Annotated in this window: 18 protein-coding genes; 9 read left to right on the top strand and 9 right to left on the bottom strand. The window is 73.5% G+C overall.

The window, feature by feature from the left end:
- Positions 1-18: 18 nt before the first annotated feature.
- Positions 19-783 carry a DUF4142 domain-containing protein gene (locus IE109_RS05075; protein ID WP_189549463.1) on the bottom strand — a complete coding sequence of 255 codons (765 nt, stop codon included), beginning with the start codon at positions 781-783 and terminating at the stop codon, positions 19-21.
- Between the two features lie 143 nt (positions 784-926).
- Complete coding sequence (locus tag IE109_RS05070) at positions 927-1,595, bottom strand: aminoacyl-tRNA hydrolase (protein WP_229890563.1); 669 nt, start codon at positions 1,593-1,595, stop codon at positions 927-929.
- A 70-nt stretch (positions 1,596-1,665) separates the two neighbouring features.
- Here IE109_RS05070 and IE109_RS05065 point away from each other — a divergent pair, with 70 nt between their 5' ends.
- Together IE109_RS05065 and IE109_RS05060 are read left to right on the top strand one after the other, a co-directional pair.
- On the top strand, positions 1,666-2,343 hold the full coding sequence (locus tag IE109_RS05065; RefSeq protein ID WP_189549462.1) for an AIM24 family protein: 678 nt from the start codon (positions 1,666-1,668) through the stop codon (positions 2,341-2,343).
- Positions 2,344-2,450: 107 nt separating this feature from the next.
- Positions 2,451-2,636: a hypothetical protein gene (locus tag IE109_RS05060; protein ID WP_189549460.1), complete on the top strand. Its 186-nt coding sequence runs from the start codon at positions 2,451-2,453 to the stop codon at positions 2,634-2,636.
- Here IE109_RS05060 and IE109_RS05055 read toward each other — a convergent pair.
- Entirely contained in the window at positions 2,633-2,791 is a 159-nt protein-coding gene (locus tag IE109_RS05055; RefSeq protein WP_189549458.1) for a hypothetical protein, read from the bottom strand. The two genes, IE109_RS05060 and IE109_RS05055, sit on opposite strands and share 4 nt — an antisense overlap.
- Before the next feature lie 64 nt (positions 2,792-2,855).
- Positions 2,856-3,710 (bottom strand): polysaccharide deacetylase family protein, encoded by an 855-nt coding sequence (locus tag IE109_RS05050; RefSeq protein WP_189549456.1) that lies wholly within the window; start codon positions 3,708-3,710, stop codon positions 2,856-2,858.
- 151 nt (positions 3,711-3,861) lie between these two features.
- Here IE109_RS05050 and IE109_RS05045 point away from each other — a divergent pair, with 151 nt between their 5' ends.
- Entirely contained in the window at positions 3,862-5,082 is a 1,221-nt protein-coding gene (locus tag IE109_RS05045; protein ID WP_189549454.1) for a cytochrome P450, read from the top strand.
- Positions 5,083-5,147: 65 nt separating this feature from the next.
- Here the strand turns inward: IE109_RS05045 and IE109_RS05040 are convergent, their stop codons facing one another.
- The 3 genes from IE109_RS05040 to zapE form a co-directional block, all read right to left on the bottom strand.
- Positions 5,148-6,518 (bottom strand): alkaline phosphatase PhoX, encoded by a 1,371-nt coding sequence (locus IE109_RS05040; RefSeq protein ID WP_229890561.1) that lies wholly within the window; start codon positions 6,516-6,518, stop codon positions 5,148-5,150.
- Between the two features lie 141 nt (positions 6,519-6,659).
- Positions 6,660-7,085, bottom strand: coding sequence for an OsmC family protein (locus IE109_RS05035; protein WP_189549452.1), 426 nt, complete (start codon positions 7,083-7,085; stop codon positions 6,660-6,662).
- Positions 7,086-7,125: 40 nt separating this feature from the next.
- Positions 7,126-8,235 carry a cell division protein ZapE gene (zapE, locus tag IE109_RS05030; protein ID WP_229890558.1) on the bottom strand — a complete coding sequence of 370 codons (1,110 nt, stop codon included), beginning with the start codon at positions 8,233-8,235 and terminating at the stop codon, positions 7,126-7,128.
- On the opposite strand from zapE, the gene IE109_RS05025 reads away from it, so the two are divergent.
- The 4 genes from IE109_RS05025 (at position 8,234) to msrB (ending at position 11,479) form a co-directional block, all read left to right on the top strand.
- Positions 8,234-8,995 carry a pyrimidine reductase family protein gene (locus IE109_RS05025; protein WP_189549448.1) on the top strand — a complete coding sequence of 254 codons (762 nt, stop codon included), beginning with the start codon at positions 8,234-8,236 and terminating at the stop codon, positions 8,993-8,995. The two genes, zapE and IE109_RS05025, sit on opposite strands and share 2 nt — an antisense overlap.
- A 107-nt stretch (positions 8,996-9,102) precedes the next feature.
- Positions 9,103-9,588: an indole-3-glycerol phosphate synthase gene (locus tag IE109_RS05020; protein WP_189549446.1), complete on the top strand. Its 486-nt coding sequence runs from the start codon at positions 9,103-9,105 to the stop codon at positions 9,586-9,588.
- Positions 9,589-9,629: 41 nt separating this feature from the next.
- Entirely contained in the window at positions 9,630-11,048 is a 1,419-nt protein-coding gene (gene murC, locus IE109_RS05015) for a UDP-N-acetylmuramate--L-alanine ligase (protein ID WP_189549444.1), read from the top strand.
- Positions 11,049-11,065: 17 nt separating this feature from the next.
- On the top strand, positions 11,066-11,479 hold the full coding sequence (msrB, locus tag IE109_RS05010) for a peptide-methionine (R)-S-oxide reductase MsrB (protein ID WP_189549442.1): 414 nt from the start codon (positions 11,066-11,068) through the stop codon (positions 11,477-11,479).
- A gap of 201 nt (positions 11,480-11,680) precedes the next feature.
- Here the strand turns inward: msrB and IE109_RS05005 are convergent, their stop codons facing one another.
- The gene (locus IE109_RS05005; protein ID WP_189549440.1) at positions 11,681-12,070 is read right to left on the bottom strand and encodes a VOC family protein; all 390 of its coding nucleotides are present in this window, start codon (positions 12,068-12,070) and stop codon (positions 11,681-11,683) included.
- A gap of 64 nt (positions 12,071-12,134) precedes the next feature.
- Here IE109_RS05005 and IE109_RS05000 point away from each other — a divergent pair, with 64 nt between their 5' ends.
- Positions 12,135-12,761 carry a nucleoside/nucleotide kinase family protein gene (locus IE109_RS05000; RefSeq protein ID WP_189549438.1) on the top strand — a complete coding sequence of 209 codons (627 nt, stop codon included), beginning with the start codon at positions 12,135-12,137 and terminating at the stop codon, positions 12,759-12,761.
- Between the two features lie 123 nt (positions 12,762-12,884).
- Here the strand turns inward: IE109_RS05000 and treZ are convergent, their stop codons facing one another.
- Complete coding sequence (gene treZ / locus IE109_RS04995; protein WP_189549436.1) at positions 12,885-14,630, bottom strand: malto-oligosyltrehalose trehalohydrolase; 1,746 nt, start codon at positions 14,628-14,630, stop codon at positions 12,885-12,887.
- Between the two features lie 195 nt (positions 14,631-14,825).
- Between treZ and IE109_RS04990 the strand changes: the two genes are divergently transcribed.
- Positions 14,826-15,374, top strand: a complete 549-nt coding sequence (locus IE109_RS04990; RefSeq protein ID WP_189549435.1) for a DUF1707 and FHA domain-containing protein — start codon at positions 14,826-14,828, stop codon at positions 15,372-15,374.
- Positions 15,375-15,423 lie beyond the last annotated feature (49 nt).

The following is a 15,423-nucleotide window of genomic DNA, read 5'->3' as shown; positions in this document are numbered from 1 at the left end:
TCAGAGCTTGATTTGAGGTTACGGGCGGTGCGTGTTGACGGCCGTGGGCGGACCGGGCTGCGTGGAGGGACGGGACGTGAACGACTGGTCCGTCCCCGTCGGCACGGCCGGTGACGGAGCCGGCGGCAGGTTGCCGTTGGGCGCCGGCGGCCCGGAGGGGCTCGCGGTCGCGTTGCCCGCCGCCTCGTTGGCGATCGCGTCGAAGTCGACCTTGCCCGTCGCCTCCAGCATCGTGATGTGGTCCAGCACCGTCTGGTTGGCGTCACTCGCCAGCTGCCGTATCAGGGTGTTGCGGGTGGTGTGCCGCACCTGGGCGACGAGCGCGAACACCTTGCCGTGCGCGTTGCGCAGCAGGTTCGCGAACTTGCGCTCGTACTCCTCGCCGCTGGCAGCGGACAGCTCGCGCAGCCAGCCCTGCTGCTGCTCGGACGGCTGGTTCGGCAGCTCCACCCCCAGTTTCGCCGCCACGTCCCGGGCCCGCTGGTCCAGGTCGGTGTGGCCGACGACGAGGTGGTCGCCCGCGTCCTTGATGGCCTGGCTGGGGGCGCGCTCGATGGCCTGCTGGCCGGCCGGCAGCTCCCAGAGCCCCGCCAGTCGCACCTTCACCAGGAAGTCGCGGTCCGTCGCCGACAACGGCCCCCACTGGGTCGCCACGGTCGACGCGTTGAGGTTGGCCTGGCCGGTACCGGAGCGGTCGGCGTACGACCAGACCGGGAACGCCAGCGCGCCGACCGTGACGACGAGGGCCGCGATGATGAGTGCCGAGCCGTTGATGCGTCGCAACAACAAGGTGGTGCCTCCCGAACCTGATGGCATTACTGGGAGGTACGTATACAGGGGCGCGGGCGTTCAGTCGGGCCCGGCCCGGAAAACGACGCCCCGACGCTCCGGGACCGAGGCGCCACCGACAACCTTCCCGGCAACCTCTAGCGGGCGCGGTCCGGGAAGTCGGCGACCACGGTGCACGACCCCGGAGCGATCTCCGTGAACCCGGCGTCCCGCACCAACGGCAGGCCCGAGGCGACCAGTTCGGCCCACCTGCCCGGGCCGGTCGTGCGTACCGCCAGCGGGAAACCGGCGTCCCGCCAGGTCTTGCGGTCCTCGTCCGGCATCGCCCACCACAGCAGTTGGGCGCCGTGACCGACCTGCGCCATCTCCTTGCCGGTGGACATCCGCAGCTCCGGGTTGAGCCACAGCAGTGCCTGACCGGGCCGCGGCGCGGCCGGCTCGCCGGCGTCGTCCAGCTCGGTGCCCGACACCTGGAGCTTGGCCAGCTCCCTGGGCCAGCCGTCCAGCGGGACGGGCGGGAAGACCCGTACCTCCGCCGAGGCGCCCGTGACGGTGATACCGGGCAGCTGCGCCGCCTTGCGCCACTCCGCGCCCCGCGCGCGGCGCACCACCTTGCGGATGCGGGCGTCCTCCCAGGCGCGTACCGCCCCGGCCCACTCCCCGTCGCCCAGCGAACGGTCGTCCGACAGCATCACCAGCACCGCGCGCGCGGCGGTCTCCAGGGCGTCGGTGCGAGCCGGGGGCTCCGCGCGCTCGATCCGGACGACGAGGGGGAGGACGTACTGGGGGGCGTCGTTGCTGCTCACCAGCACAGTCTGCCAGCCCGCCCGGGGGCCGTTCTTGGCGGAATGGGTAGTTCCGGGACACGATGCCCGCATGAAAAGCGATCTTTTCGCGTCCGAGAACATGGCGCAGCAGGCGGCAGTGCCCGGTATGACCCTCCAGAACGCCAAGTCGGTCAAGTACGCCGTCAACGGCGAGATGCACGCCCGGCAGGGATCGATGATCGCCTACCGGGGCAACCTCCAGTTCGAGCGCAAGGGACAGGGCCTGGGCGGCATGCTCAAGCGCGCCGTCACCGGAGAGGGCCTGCCGCTGATGGCCGTGCGCGGCCAGGGCGAGGCGTGGTTCGCGCACGAGGCGCAGAACTGCTTCATCGTCGACGTCGAGCAGGGCGACGCGCTGACCGTCAACGGCCGCAACGTCCTGTGCTTCGACGCGACCCTCTCCTACGACATCAAGACCGTGAAGGGCGCCGGCATGACCGGTGGCGGCCTCTTCAACAGCGTCTTCACCGGTTACGGCAAGCTCGCCGTGATCTGCGACGGCAACCCCGTCGTCATCCCGGTCACCACCAACCAGCCGGTGTACGTGGACACCGACGCGGTCGTCGGCTGGAGCGCCCAGCTGAACACCTCGCTGCACCGCTCGCAGTCCCTCGGCTCGATGATCCGGGGCGGCTCCGGCGAGGCCGTGCAGCTGATGCTGCAGGGCGAGGGCTTCGTGATCGTACGACCCAGCGAGCTGACCCCCGAGAAGGCCAAGCAGTCCTGAGCCCGAGGGGCGGTCGCCGCCACGGCCCGACCGGCCGGTGCGGCGGTCGCGGTGGCGGCCGTCGCGCGTCGGCGCACCTCCGTACGGGAGTGAGTACGCTCGTACGTATGGACGATTCGTACTGCGAGACGACGCCTTCCCGGGCGGCCGAGCCCGAGCCCGCGGCCGGGCCGCCGTACGCCGCGTGCGTCCAGTGCCAGGAGCCGACCGAGTACCCGGAGTCGACGAAGGGCATCACGCTCTGCCCGGTCTGCGAATGGCGGGAGGCGGAGCGCACCGCCTGCTCCGGCTAGGCGGTGTCCGCACGGGACGCGCGCCACGTGCGGCGCTCGTCGATGTCCGCGCCCCGGTCGCCGTGCACGCTGCGCCGGACGCCGGGCTCCCGGAGCAAGTCGTGCGGGAAGCCGAGCGCGCGCAGACCGGTCCGGCCGAACGGTGTGTGACGCACGGTGTGTCCCCCGTGGGTCGTGTGGTGTCCCCGGCCCACCGGACGCCAGGTTCCGGAGTGCGCTTCAGGGCAAGTCCGCCGCGGGCGCGCCGCGGCCGGCGGCGGCCATCAGGTCCGAGACCTTGACGAAGCGGTATCCGCGTCCGCGCAGCTCGGGGACGATCCGGCGGACCGCCTGCTCGGTGGCGGGCGCGGCGCTGCGGGTGCAGTGCAGCACCACCAGGGAGCCCGGCCGGACGTCCGCCAGGACCTGCTCGGCGACCGCGTCGGGGTCGGTGGCGAACGCGTCGCCGCCGACCACGTCCCACTGGACGGCCGTCACCTTCGCGGCGGTCAGCGCGCGCAGCGCGTCGTCGTCGTAGCAGCCGCCGGGGAAGCGGAAGTACGGCACGACGTTGCGCGCCCCGGCCGCGCGGAAGGCGTCGAAGGCGCGGCGGACGTCGGCCGCCATGTCCTGCCGGCCGAGGGCGGGCAGCCCGTAGCAGGGCGCCTTGAAGGCGTGGTGGCTGTAGGAGTGGTTGGCGATCTCGAAGCGGGGGTCGTTGCCGATGGCCCTGGCCTGGTCGGGGTACTCCTCGGCCCAGCGCCCGGTCATGAAGACGGTCGCGTCGACCTTCAGGCGGCGGAGTGTGGCGATGAGCGCCGGGTTGTCGAAGCGTTCGCCGCGTGCCGCCCGGGGGCCCTGGTCGGCCGTCATGTCGGCGTCGAAGGTGAGGGCGACGGTCCGGCCGGCCGCGGCGGACCCCCGCTCGAACACGGGCGTGATCCCGGCGGGGCCGGGTGCCATGGTGGGCGGCACCCCGGTGGGGGAGGGGCGCGCCGCGGCGGCCGGCTTTTCGGGCGGGACGGGGCGGGGGCGGGCGCCGGGGGCGTCACCGCAGCCGGCGAGAGCGGTGCACAGCACACCCAGAAGCGACACAGTGCGTACAAAAGTGATCACATGCCGCAAAATATATGATCATCGTGATGTGGGTGGTCGTCCCGCTTCCGTCCGGAGTAGTCCAGCGCGATGTCCGGCCCCGCCCGGGTGATCGTGGGGGAGACCTGTCGTCGGAGGGACGGACGCACGCATGACCGAGGGCACCGCGACACGGCCCATCCTGGGCCCGCCTCCCGTGCGGCACTGGCCCGCGCTGGACATCGCCGGCACGGAGTTCGACCCCGTGCTCGCCGAGCTGATGCGGGAGGGACCGGTCAGCCGCGTCCAGCTGCCCCACGGCGAGGGCTGGGCCTGGCTGGTGACCCGCTACGAGGACGTCCGGATGGTCACCAGCGACCCGCGCTTCACCCGCGCGCCCGTCGTCGACCGCGAGGTCACCCGGCTCGTGGCCCACTTCAAGCCCGAGCGCGGATCGCTGGCCTTCGCCGACCGGCCCGACCACCACAGGCTCCGGAGCGCGATGGCGCCCGCCTTCACCCCGAGCGGAGTGGAACGGCAGCGCTCACGCGCCCGGGACACCCTGCGCGAGATGGTGGACGAGCTGCTCGCCGACGGGCCGCCCGCGGACCTCGTCGAGCGGGTCCTGGAACCGTTCCCCATCGCCGCCGTCTGCGAGGTCATGGGCGTCCCCGCCGCCGACCGCGACCGGATGCGCGCCTGGACCCGGCAGATCGCCTCCCCGTCGAACGAGGCCGGCAGCGCCAGGGCGAAGGAGGGGATGTACGGCTGGTTCGCCGAGGCGATCCGCGCCCGCCGCGGCAGCACGGAGGACGACGTCATCTCCCTGCTGGGCGCGGCGGTGGGACGCGGCGACATCAGCGAGGAGGAGGCCGTCGGCCTCGCGGGCGCCCTCCAGACCGGCGGGGAGGCCGTCACCGCCGGCACCGGCCAGATGCTCTTCACCCTGCTCACCCGCCCCCCGCTCCTCGAACGGCTCCGCACCGAGCCGGCCGTCCGGCCGCGGGCCGTCGAAGAACTGCTGCGCTGGATCCCGCACCGCAGCGCCGTCGGTCTGGCCCGCATCGCCCAGGAGGACGTGGAGATCCACGGCGTGCGGATCGCCGCGGGGGACGCCGTCCACGTCTCGTACCTCGCCGCCAACCGCGACCCGGCGGTGTTCCCCGACCCCGAGCGGATCGACTTCGACCGCACGCCCGACCCGCATGTCGCGTTCGGGCACGGACCGCACCACTGCATCGGCGGGCTGCTCGCGCGGATGCAGACCGAGCTGCTGGTCGACGCGCTCGTCGACCGCCTGCCGGGGCTGCGCCTGGCCGTCCCGCCCCGAGAGGTCCCGTGGCGGCGCGGCACGCTCGTCCGCGGCCCGGAGGCCCTGCCCGTCACCTGGTGACCGCCGCCCGGTGCGGTGCGGCGGACGCGCTCCCCGCGCGCCCGCCGCCCCGCACCCGCGTCACCTCAGCGCCACGGACCGGTCACCGCGAACGTCGTGCCCGGCGTGTAGCAGTTGACGTACATCGTCCCGCCGTCCGGCGAGAACGCGACACCCGCGAACTCGCCCCACTCCGGCTCCTGCGGCGTACCGATGTTCTGCGCGCCGCGCGCCATCGGGTACACCTCGCCCCGCCTGGTGAGCCCGTAGACGTGCTGCGCGCCATTGCCGTCCTCGCACACCATCAGCCCCCCGCCGGGCGCCAGGCAGATGTTGTCGGGGGACTCGCCCGGCAGCCGGACGTCGCTGCTCGGGCCGAAGACGACGACCAGCGTGAGGCGGCGCCGGTGCGGCTCGTACCGCCACACCTGGCCGTAGTGGTCGGCGGCCGAGCCCTCGGCGGAGCGCGCGAAGCTGGAGACGAAGTAGACGCTGCGCCCGCCCCAGTAGCACCCCTCCAGCTTCTGCGCGTGCGTGATGCCCCGGGGCCCGAAGTCCTGGAGCCGGATCGGCGTTCGGCGCGCCTGGCTGTCGGGCACCGGCACCCACTCGACGCCCTCGAACGTCGTGCCCGTCTCCTGGACGGCCGACAGGTCCGGCACGTCCGGCACGCGCATGGCCTCCAGCGCGCCGCCCGCGCGCAGCGAGCCGGTGCCGCCGAGCGGCCGGTTGGGCAGGAAGCGGTAGAAGAGCCCGAAGGGTTTCTGGAAGGCGTCCTCGGTCTCGTACACGACGCCGCTGTGCGGGTCGACCGCCACGGCCTCGTGCTGGAAGCGGCCCATCGCGGTCAGCGGGACGGCGCCGGTGCGCAGCGGATCGGCCGGGTGGACCTCGAAGACGAAGCCGTGGTCCTTGGTGTAGCCGTTGGTGCCGGCCCGGTCCTCGGTCTCCTCGCAGGTGAGCCAGGTGCCCCAGGGCGTGAGCCCGCCCGAGCAGTTGACGGCGGTGCCCGCGATGGCGACGCGCTCGCCGAGGACGTTGTTGTGGCCGTCCAGTTCGAGCGCGGTGCACCCGCCCTTGGCGGCCGGGTCGTAGGTCAGGCCCCGGACTGCCGGTACGGCCAGGCGGGCCGAGGCGCGGTTCTCGTGGTTGCGGACGAGGTGCACCCGGCCGCGGCGGCCGGCGAAGGCGCCCATGCCGTCGTGGTTGCCGGGCACCGTGCCCTCGCCGGAGCGCAGGGTGTCGCCCTCGCGGGAGAGGACCTCGTAGCGGAAGCCCCGGGGGAGGTCCAGCAGTCCGGCCGGGTCGGGGACGAGGGCGCCGTAGCCGGCGTGGCCCCGGGCGGCGGCGGTACCGGTGAACAGCTCGGAGAAGGCGCCGGCGAAGGCGATGCCGGCGGCGGACGCGCCGGTACGGGCGAGGACTTGACGTCGCGTTGCGGACAGTCGTTCGGACACGAGGCAACAACTCCCTGCTCGGGGCACCCCCGGGCCCGGGGCCGAGGGGTGGGACAGGTGTGACGTGACCCGCACGTGTGTATCACGCGGTGTGGTGACACGTGAACACTGCGGGCCACGTCGCCTCGTGCGGCCGAGAGCTCAGACCAGCTTGGCGGTCAGCGTGATCGTCGTCCCGGTGAGGGCCTGGCTGACCGGGCAGTTCTTCTTGGCGTCCTCGGCCGCCGCGGCGAAGCTCTCGGCGTCCATGTCCGGCACCTCGCCCTCCACCGTGAGGTGGATGCCCGTGATGCCGGTGCCGGGCTGGAAGGTCACCTCGGCCTTGGTGTTCAGGCGGGTCGGCGGGGTGCCGGCCTTCGCGAGGGCGCCGGAGAACGCCATGTTGAAGCAGCTCGAGTGCGCGGCCGCGATCAGCTCCTCCGGGCTGGTCTTGCCGTCCGGCTGCTCGGCGCGGGCCGGCCAGGACACCGGGTACTCGCCGATGCCGGACGAATCGAAGGTCACGACACCCTTGCCCTTGAGGAGGTCGCCCTCCCAGACGGTGTGTGCCTGCCGCGTGGTGGCCATGCTGGTTCCCTTCGTACGGTGTGGACCCGACCGGCCCAACCTACTGGGCCACCAGCCCCTTCGCGTCGCGTGCCAGCGCGGTGAGCCGCGAGATCGCCCGGAAGTACTTCTTGCGGTACCCGCCGTTCAGCATCTCGTCACTGAACAGCGCGTCGAACGGCAGCCCCGAGGCGAGGACCGGCACCTCCCGGTCGTACAGCCGGTCGGCCAGCACCACCAGGCGCAGCGCCGTCGACTGGTCGGGCACGGGCATCACCCCGGTGAGGCAGACCGCCCGTACGTCGTCGGTCAGCGCGCCGTACCGGCTCGGGTGGACCCGGGCCAGGTGCTCCAGCAGACTCGGGAAGTCGTCGAGCGACGCGCCCGGCGTGGCGTACGCCGCCCTGGTGACCTGCTCGTCCGCGTACGGCGCCGGGGCCTCGGGCAGCCCGCGGTGACGGTAGTCCTCGCCGTCGATGCGCAGCGGCCGGAAGTGGGCGGACAGGCCCTGGATCTCCCGCAGGAAGTCGGCGGCGGCGAACCGGCCCTCGCCGAGCTTGCCCGGCAGCGTGTTGGAGGTGGCGGCCAGCGCCACCCCGGCGTCGACCAGCTTGCCGAGCAGCGTCGACACCAGGACGGTGTCGCCCGGGTCGTCCAGCTCGAATTCGTCGATGCACAGCAGCCGGTGCCCGCTGAGGGTCGCCACCGTCTTCTGGAAGCCGAGCGCCCCGACCAGGTTGGTCAGCTCCACGAACGTGCCGAACGCCTTGAGGGACGGCTCGGCGGGGGTGGCGTGCCACAGGGAGGCCAGCAGGTGGGTCTTGCCGACGCCGTACCCGCCGTCCAGGTACACCCCGCGCGGCCCGGTGGGCGCGGCCGGCTTCCGCTGGAACCAGCGGCGCTTCCCCGCGCCGGTGGCGTGCGCGCCGCCGAGCCCGGCCGCGAAGGAGCGCAGGACCTCGACCGCCCGGGTCTGGCTCGGCTGGTTCGCGTCCGGGATGTACGTGTCGAAGCGCACCGCGTCGAAGCGCGGCGGCGGCACCATCTCGGCGACCAGACGGTCGGCCGGGACGTGCGGCTCGCGGGCGCACAGGGACAGTGGGGCCGCTTCGGTTATGGCACTGGTCGACACAGTCCCCCACTCTAATCGCCGTGCCAGACTGCACGGCATGCGACGCCTCTTCCCTGTGACCGACCGGACAGTCCACGCCGAGGGGAGGGAGTGGTCCCTCGACGAGCTGGCCGAGGCCTACGCGTACCCCGCCGGGGGCCGGTGGCTGCGCGCCAACATGGTGTCGTCCCTGGACGGGGCGGCCCAGCACGAGGGGCGGTCCCAGCCCATCTCGTCCGCCACCGACATGCGGATCTTCGGCACCCTGCGCGGACTGGCCGACGTGGTGATCGTCGGCGCCGAGACGGTACGGCTGGAGGGCTACCGCCCGGCGCGCGCCCGCGAGGCCTTCGCGGAGCGGCGCGCCGCGGCCGGGCAGGGCCCCGCGCCGGCGATCGCGGTGGTCAGCGCCTCGCTGAACCTCGACTTCTCCGCTCCGCTGTTCACCGAGCCCCTGGTGCCGACGCTGCTGCTGACCGGAGCATCAGCCGCCCCGGACCGGGTAAGCGCGGCCCAGGAGGCCGGCGCCGAGGTGGTCGTCGCCGGGGACGGACCGGGCGTGGAGCCGGAAAGGGCGGTGCGGGCGTTGGCCGAGCGCGGGCTGACCCGCCAGCTGACGGAGGGCGGTCCGCGACTGCTCGGGCAGCTGGTGGCGGACGGGGTGCTGGACGAGCTGTGCCTGACGGTGTCGCCGCTGCTGACGGCCGGGAAGGCACAGCGGATCACGGGCGGACCGGCCCTGAAGGTGCCGGAGCGGTTCGTGCTGGCGTCCCTCCTGGAGGAGGACGGGTTCCTTTTCACCCGTTACAGCCGGGCGTGACCGATTAGCGGAATTAACCGTTCCGCTCGGCGTCCGGTGGGCAGACTTGACTCACGCAGTCCCCGTGCGGACACGGGGAAGTATGGTTTCCGCAGAAGGGCTCCCAAGTGTTCACAAGCGTTCTGATGATCGAGAAGCCGCTGTCGTCCGTGGACGTGGAGTTCGTCACGACCCTCCACGGCGACGAGGAGATGTCCTTCATCGTCCTGATGCAGCCGCGCGGCGACCAGGCCGTCGTGCTGCTGCGGGCCATCGACGACGTCGCCCTCGGCGAGCTGAGAGAGGCCGTCAAGGAGGGCGAGGAACCGGAGGGCAGGGCCGCGGAGCTGCCCGCCCAGGAAGGACTCGACCACTCCCTGCGCGTCCTGCGCGAAGCGGGCTGCGACGCCGTCGGCCAGGTCGTCGAGGACCATCCGCTGGACAAGCTGAAGGCCGTCGTGGAGGAGGCCGGCGCCGACGAGGTGATCGTGCTGACCAAGCCCCACTACGTGGAGGAGTTCTTCCACCGGGACTGGGCCTCCCGGGCCCGCCACAAGGTCGGTGTGCCGGTGCTGAAGCTCTTCGCGCACAACGACGAGCCGGACACCGAATAGGCTGGGCCCCTCACGTACGCCACACCCCGGGAGAGACACCCATGGCCCCCGCCATTCCTGCCGCCATGATTCCCGCCGCCATGGAGCGGCCGCACTTCATCGGAATCGGCGGCGCCGGGATGTCGGGCATCGCCAGGATCCTCACCCAGCGCGGGGCCGAGGTCGCCGGCAGTGACGCGCGCGAGTCCGAGACCGCCGCGTCCCTGCGGGCCCTCGGCGCGACCGTCCACATCGGGCACGCCGCGGGCAACCTCGCGGACGACGCCACCAGCGTCGTCGTCTCCAGCGCCATCCGCCCGGACAACCCCGAGCTGGCCCGCGCCGAGGAGCTGGGCATCCCGGTCGTCCACCGCTCGGACGCGCTGGCCGCCCTGATGACCGGACTCCGCGCGATCGCCGTGGCCGGGACGCACGGCAAGACGACCACCACCTCGATGCTCGCCGTCGCGCTCACCGGCCTCGGCCTCTCCCCGTCGTACGCCATCGGTGGCGACCTCGCCGGGCCCGGCACCAACGCGCTGCACGGCGACGGCGACCTCTTCGTCGCCGAGGCCGACGAGAGCGACCGCAGCTTCCAGAAGTACGACCCCGAGGTCGCCATCGTCCTCAACGTCGAGCTGGACCACCACGCCAACTACGCGTCGATGGACGAGATCTACGAGTCCTTCGAGGCGTTCGTCGCCAAGATCCGTCCCGGTGGCACCCTGGTCGTGGGCGAGCACTCCGGTGCCCGCGAGCTGGCCCGCCGGGTCGCCGGCCGCGACGACCTGACGATCGTCCGCGTCGGCGAGTCGGCCGACTCCGACGCCCGGATCCTCGCCGTCACGCCCAAGGGCATGACCAGCGAGGTCACCGTCGCCCTCGACGGCACCGAGCACACCTTCACCGTCTCGGTGCCCGGCCGCCACTACGCCCACAACGCCGCCGCCGCGCTCGCCGCCGGCGCCCGGGTCGGGATCGAGCCCGCCGCCCTGGCCCGGGCCCTGACCGCCTTCACCGGCGTCGGCCGGCGCCTCCAGCTCAAGGGCGAGGCCGCCGGCGTCCAGGTCATCGACTCCTACGCGCATCACCCCACCGAGATGACGGCCGACCTGGAGGCCATGCGCGGCGCCGCGGGCGACGCCCGCCTCCTCGTCGTCTTCCAGCCCCACCTGTTCTCGCGCACCCAGGAGCTCGGCAAGGAGATGGGCCAGGCCCTCGCCCTCGCCGACGCCTCGGCGGTCCTGGAGATCTACCCGGCCCGGGAGGACCCGATCCCCGGTGTCACCAGCGCCCTGATCATCGACGCGGCACGCGCCGCCGGCGCCGACGTCACCGCCGTGCCCGACAAGGAAACCGTCCCGGACGTCGTCGCGGGAATGGCCAAGCCCGGTGATCTCGTTCTCACCATGGGCGCCGGGGACGTCACCGACCTCGGCCCCAGGATCCTGGCCCGCCTGGCGGACCGCGACCGCACGTGACCGAGGGAGAGCAGCACATGGCGTACGACGTCGAGAAGCCGGACGAGCAGTGGCGCGCGGAGCTGTCCCCCGAGGAGTACCACGTCCTCCGTGAGGCCGGCACGGAGCGCCCCTTCACCGGTGAGTACACCGACACCAGGACCGAGGGCGTCTACTCCTGCCGCGCCTGCGGAGCGGAACTGTTCACCTCCACGACCAAGTTCGCCTCGCACTGCGGCTGGCCGTCCTTCTACGACCCGAAGGACACCGACGCGGTCGAGCTGATCCAGGACCGCTCGCACGGCATGGTCCGCACCGAGGTGCGCTGCGCCCGGTGCGGCTCCCACCTCGGCCACGTCTTCGAGGGCGAGGGCTACCCGACCCCGACGGACCAGCGCTACTGCATCAACTCGATCTCGCTGAGGCTCAGCCCGGCCGGCGGCGAGGACTGACGCCCGGACGCCCGCCCAGGTGCCGTACGAAGCGGAGACCGGGGCGGCCGTCCAGCTCGGCGCCCCCGGTGACCTGGACCCGGTGCGGGCCGGCACGCCCCGCGAGGCGGCGCTGTCCACCGTGGTGACGCCCCGCGCGGTCGTCAGGCCGTACTCCGCCGCGGCCGGCGCGCCCGTCGTGGGCCCGTCGCCGGCCCACAGTCAGGCCGGCTGGAGCAGGTCCCAGCGGTTGCCGTACAGGTCCTCGAAGACCGCCACCGTCCCGTACGGCTCGTGACGCGGCTCCTCCAGGAACCGCACCCCCGCCGCCAGCATCCGGGCCCGGTCCCGGGCGAAGTCCTCGGTGTGCAGGAAGAACCCCACCCGCCCGCCGGTCTGCGCCCCGACGCTCGCCTCCTGCTCCGCGCCGGCCGCCCGGGCCAGCAGCAGGCCGGTGCCCGACCCGGTGCCCCGGGGCCGGACGACGACCCACCGGGAGCCCTGTCCGCGGTCGGTGTCCTCGACCAGCTCGAAGCCGAGGGCACCGGTGTAGAAGGCGAGGGCCTCGTCGTAGTCACGGACGACGAGGGTGATCAGGGCGATGTGCGACATGGTCCTGACGTTATACGTATGACAACGAGCTGACCAGTGGCCCGGCGGCTGCCACACTGCTGCCATGGACTCGCAGCAGCTCGCCGGGCTCACCGCTCGCGCCCGTCGCCTCGCCGTCCCCGGCACCCGGCGCGTCCTCGGGCTGGCCGGAGCGCCGGGCGCCGGCAAGTCGACACTCGCGGCCCGCCTGACCGACCGCCTCGACGGGCTCGCCGCGCTGGTCCCGATGGACGGCTTCCACCTCGCCGGGGCCGAGCTGAGGCGCCTGGGCCGCGCCGACCGCAAGGGCGCCCCCGACACGTTCGACGCGGCCGGGTACGCCGCTCTGCTGGCCCGCCTGCGCGCCCCGGAGCCCGGCACCGTCGTCTACGCCCCCGCCTTCGACCGCGCTCTGGAGGAGCCGGTCGCGGGCAGCGTCCCGGTCGGCCCCGAGGTGCCGCTCGTGATCACCGAGGGCAACTACCTCCTGCACGACGACGGCCCCTGGGCGGCAGTCCGCCCGCTGCTCGACGAGGTCTGGTTCCTGGACCTGGACGACCACCGCAGGGTCCACCGCCTCGTGGAACGGCACGTCCGGTTCGGCAAGGACCGCCCGCACGCCGAGCGCTGGGTCAGGGAGTCCGACGAGGCCAACGCCCGGCTCGTCGCCGCCGGACGCGGCCGTGCCGATCTCGTCGTCCACATGACCTGAGCGGGCACGGGCCGGGCGGACGGCCCCCGTGAGCCGAGCGCCCGCCGCCGGGCGCGGACGGCCCGGGCGGCGGACGAGCCGAACGTCCGCCGGCCGGGCGCCGCGCGGGTGGGGACAGCCGGTCTACACGTCCGTCAGCACCACGCACGACTCCGGGGGCAGGGTCATCAGACCGTCCCCGTTCGGCATCTCCACCGGCTCCCAGGCCGCCAGCACCCGCCCCTTGCTCCCGAGCGGCACACGGGCGGGCTCCTTCGCGAAGTTGACCGCCACCCGCAGGTCTCCGCGCCGGTACGCCAGCCAGCGGGCGTCCTCGTCGAACGCCACCCGCACCGCCGCCAGATCGGGGTCGGTCAGGTCCGGCTGCGCGGCGCGCAGCGCGATCAGCTCCCGGTACCAGGCGAGCAGCCGGGCGTGCGGCTGCCGGCCGGGCTCCGCCCAGTCCAGACAGGAGCGGTCCCGGGTGGCCGGGTCCTGCGGGTCGGGCACGTCCTCGGCCGCCCAGCCGTGCTCGGCGAACTCCCGCCTCCGGCCGTCGCGGACCGCCTCCGCCAGCTGCGGGTCCGTGTGGTCGGTGAAGAACTGCCACGGGGTGCCCGCTCCCCACTCCTCGCCCATGAAGAGCATCGGCGTGGACGGACCGGTCAGCACCAGGGCCGCCGCGCACGCCAGCAGCCCGGGGGAGCAGGACGCCGAGAGCCGGTCGCCGGTCGCCCGGTTCCCCACCTGGTCATGGGTCTGGGCATAGCCCAGGAAGCGGTGCGCCGGGGTCCTCGCCCGGTCCACCGGCCGCCCGTGCGTTCGGCCGCGGAACGTCGAGTACGTACCGTCGTGGAAGAAGACGTGGCCCAGGGTCTTGGCCAGCGCGGCGAGCGGGGCGCGCGCGAAGTCGGCGTAGTAGCCCTGCGCCTCACCGGTCAGCGCGGTGTGCAGGGCGTGGTGGAAGTCGTCGTTCCACTGGGCGTGCAGGCCGAGGCCGCCCTCCGCGCGCGGCGCCGTGGTGCGCGGGTCGGCCAGGTCGGACTCGGCGATCAGGAACAGCTCCCGGCCCTGCTCGGCGGCGAGCCGGTCCACCGCCGCCGACAGCTCCTCCAGGAACGTCAGCGCGCGCGTGTCGGCCAGTGCGTGCACGGCGTCCAGCCGCAGCCCGTCGATCCGGTAGTCCCGCAGCCAGGCCAGCGCGCTGCCCAGCAGGAACGCCCGGACCTCGTCCGAACCGGGAGCGTCCAGGTTCACGGCGGCGCCCCACGGTGTGTGGTGGGTGTCGGTGAAGTACGGCCCGAAGGCCGGGAGGTAGTTGCCCGAGGGCCCCAGGTGGTTGTGGACCACGTCCAGCACCACGCCCAGACCCAGCCCGTGCGCCGTGTCGACGAAGCGCTTCAGCGCCTCGGGGCCGCCGTACGGCTCGTGCACGGCCCACAGCGACACGCCTTCGTACCCCCACCCGTGCCGGCCGGGGAAGGGGCACAGCGGCATCAGCTGAACGTGCGTGACGCCGAGTTCGACCAGGTGGTCCAGCCGGGCGGCCGCCGCGTCCAGGGTGCCCTCCGGCGTGTACGTACCGACGTGCGCCTCGTACAGCACGGCGCCGCGCAGCCCGCGCGCCGGGGGGTCGTGCCGCCAGTCGTACCCCGCGTGGTCCACGACCGCGCTCAAGCCGTCGGGCCCGTCCGGCTGGCGCCGCGACCGCGGGTCGGGCAGCACCGGCCCGCCGTCCAGCGCGTACCCGTAGCGCGCGCCGTCACCCGCCTCCACCTCGGCCACCCACCAGCCGTCCCGCTCCGGATCGCGCGCCAGCGGATGCGCGGCGCCCTGGAGTCGGAGCTCGACCCGTTCCTCTGCCTGCGGTGCCCACACCTCGAACAGCACTGGTGATCCCCTCGTCGTCGTAACGGCCCAATCCTGGCAAGACCGAGATCGGGAAGCACGGCACTTGGCCGAACGGGACCGCCGCGTCACCCCCCGTGCGAAGCCCCGCTGATCACGTACCAAGACCGTACCAACGGGGTCCGACAACGGGGTCCGTCTGGACACCCCGGCCCGCCCGGACCGACAATCACGTCTGTGACGTCCGCTTTCGAGTCCCACACGTACCCCGCCCGGCTCTCCGACGCCGAACGGGACCGTGCGCTGGGGCTGCTGAGGGAAGGCGCCGCGCAGGGCAAGCTGTCGCACGACACGTTCCTGCGGCGCATGGAACTGGCCCTGGTCGCCCGCCGCCCCGACGAACTGGCGGCGCTCACCGCGGACCTGCGCACCGAGGGGCGGTGGTCCAGGCGGCTGTTCGGCGCGGTCGAGCGGGTGTCCGGCTTCCATGTGCGGCTGCGCCGGGCCTGGCAGGCGGAGCGGCTGCCGAAGCTGCTGCTGCCCGAGCCCGGACCGTACCCCCTGCGCATAGGGCGGGACCCGGCCAACGGGCTGCGGCTCAGCCACGAGACGGTCTCCCGCCTGCACGCCGAGCTGAGCCTCCAGGACGGGCTGTGGGTGCTGCGCGACCTCGGCTCCACCAACGGCACCTCCGTCAACGGGCAGCGGGTCACCGGCCCGGTGGTCGTCCAGGCCGGTGACATGGTGGCCTTCGGCCGGATGGGCTTCCGGCTCTCGGGCCGCTGACCCACCCCCGGGCGGGCCCACCCAACCGGGCGGGCCCCACCCGGTCCGC

The sequence above is a fragment of the Streptomyces lavendofoliae genome (genome assembly GCF_014649735.1).
In the GTDB taxonomy this organism is placed as follows: domain Bacteria; phylum Actinomycetota; class Actinomycetes; order Streptomycetales; family Streptomycetaceae; genus Streptomyces; species Streptomyces lavendofoliae.
This window is presented reverse-complemented; position numbering and strand designations above follow the sequence as displayed.

Coding starts and splice junctions, on each gene's coding strand:
- IE109_RS05065 (WP_189549462.1), top strand. CDS start 1,666: ATGAAAAGCGATCTTTTCGCGTCCGAGAACATGGCGCAGCAGGCGGCA.
- IE109_RS05060 (WP_189549460.1), top strand. CDS start 2,451: ATGGACGATTCGTACTGCGAGACGACGCCTTCCCGGGCGGCCGAGCCC.
- IE109_RS05045 (WP_189549454.1), top strand. CDS start 3,862: ATGACCGAGGGCACCGCGACACGGCCCATCCTGGGCCCGCCTCCCGTG.
- IE109_RS05035 (WP_189549452.1), bottom strand. CDS start 7,085: ATGGCCACCACGCGGCAGGCACACACCGTCTGGGAGGGCGACCTCCTC.
- IE109_RS05025 (WP_189549448.1), top strand. CDS start 8,234: ATGCGACGCCTCTTCCCTGTGACCGACCGGACAGTCCACGCCGAGGGG.
- zapE (WP_229890558.1), bottom strand. CDS start 8,235: ATGCCGTGCAGTCTGGCACGGCGATTAGAGTGGGGGACTGTGTCGACC.
- murC (WP_189549444.1), top strand. CDS start 9,630: ATGGCCCCCGCCATTCCTGCCGCCATGATTCCCGCCGCCATGGAGCGG.
- msrB (WP_189549442.1), top strand. CDS start 11,066: ATGGCGTACGACGTCGAGAAGCCGGACGAGCAGTGGCGCGCGGAGCTG.
- IE109_RS05005 (WP_189549440.1), bottom strand. CDS start 12,070: ATGTCGCACATCGCCCTGATCACCCTCGTCGTCCGTGACTACGACGAG.
- IE109_RS05000 (WP_189549438.1), top strand. CDS start 12,135: ATGGACTCGCAGCAGCTCGCCGGGCTCACCGCTCGCGCCCGTCGCCTC.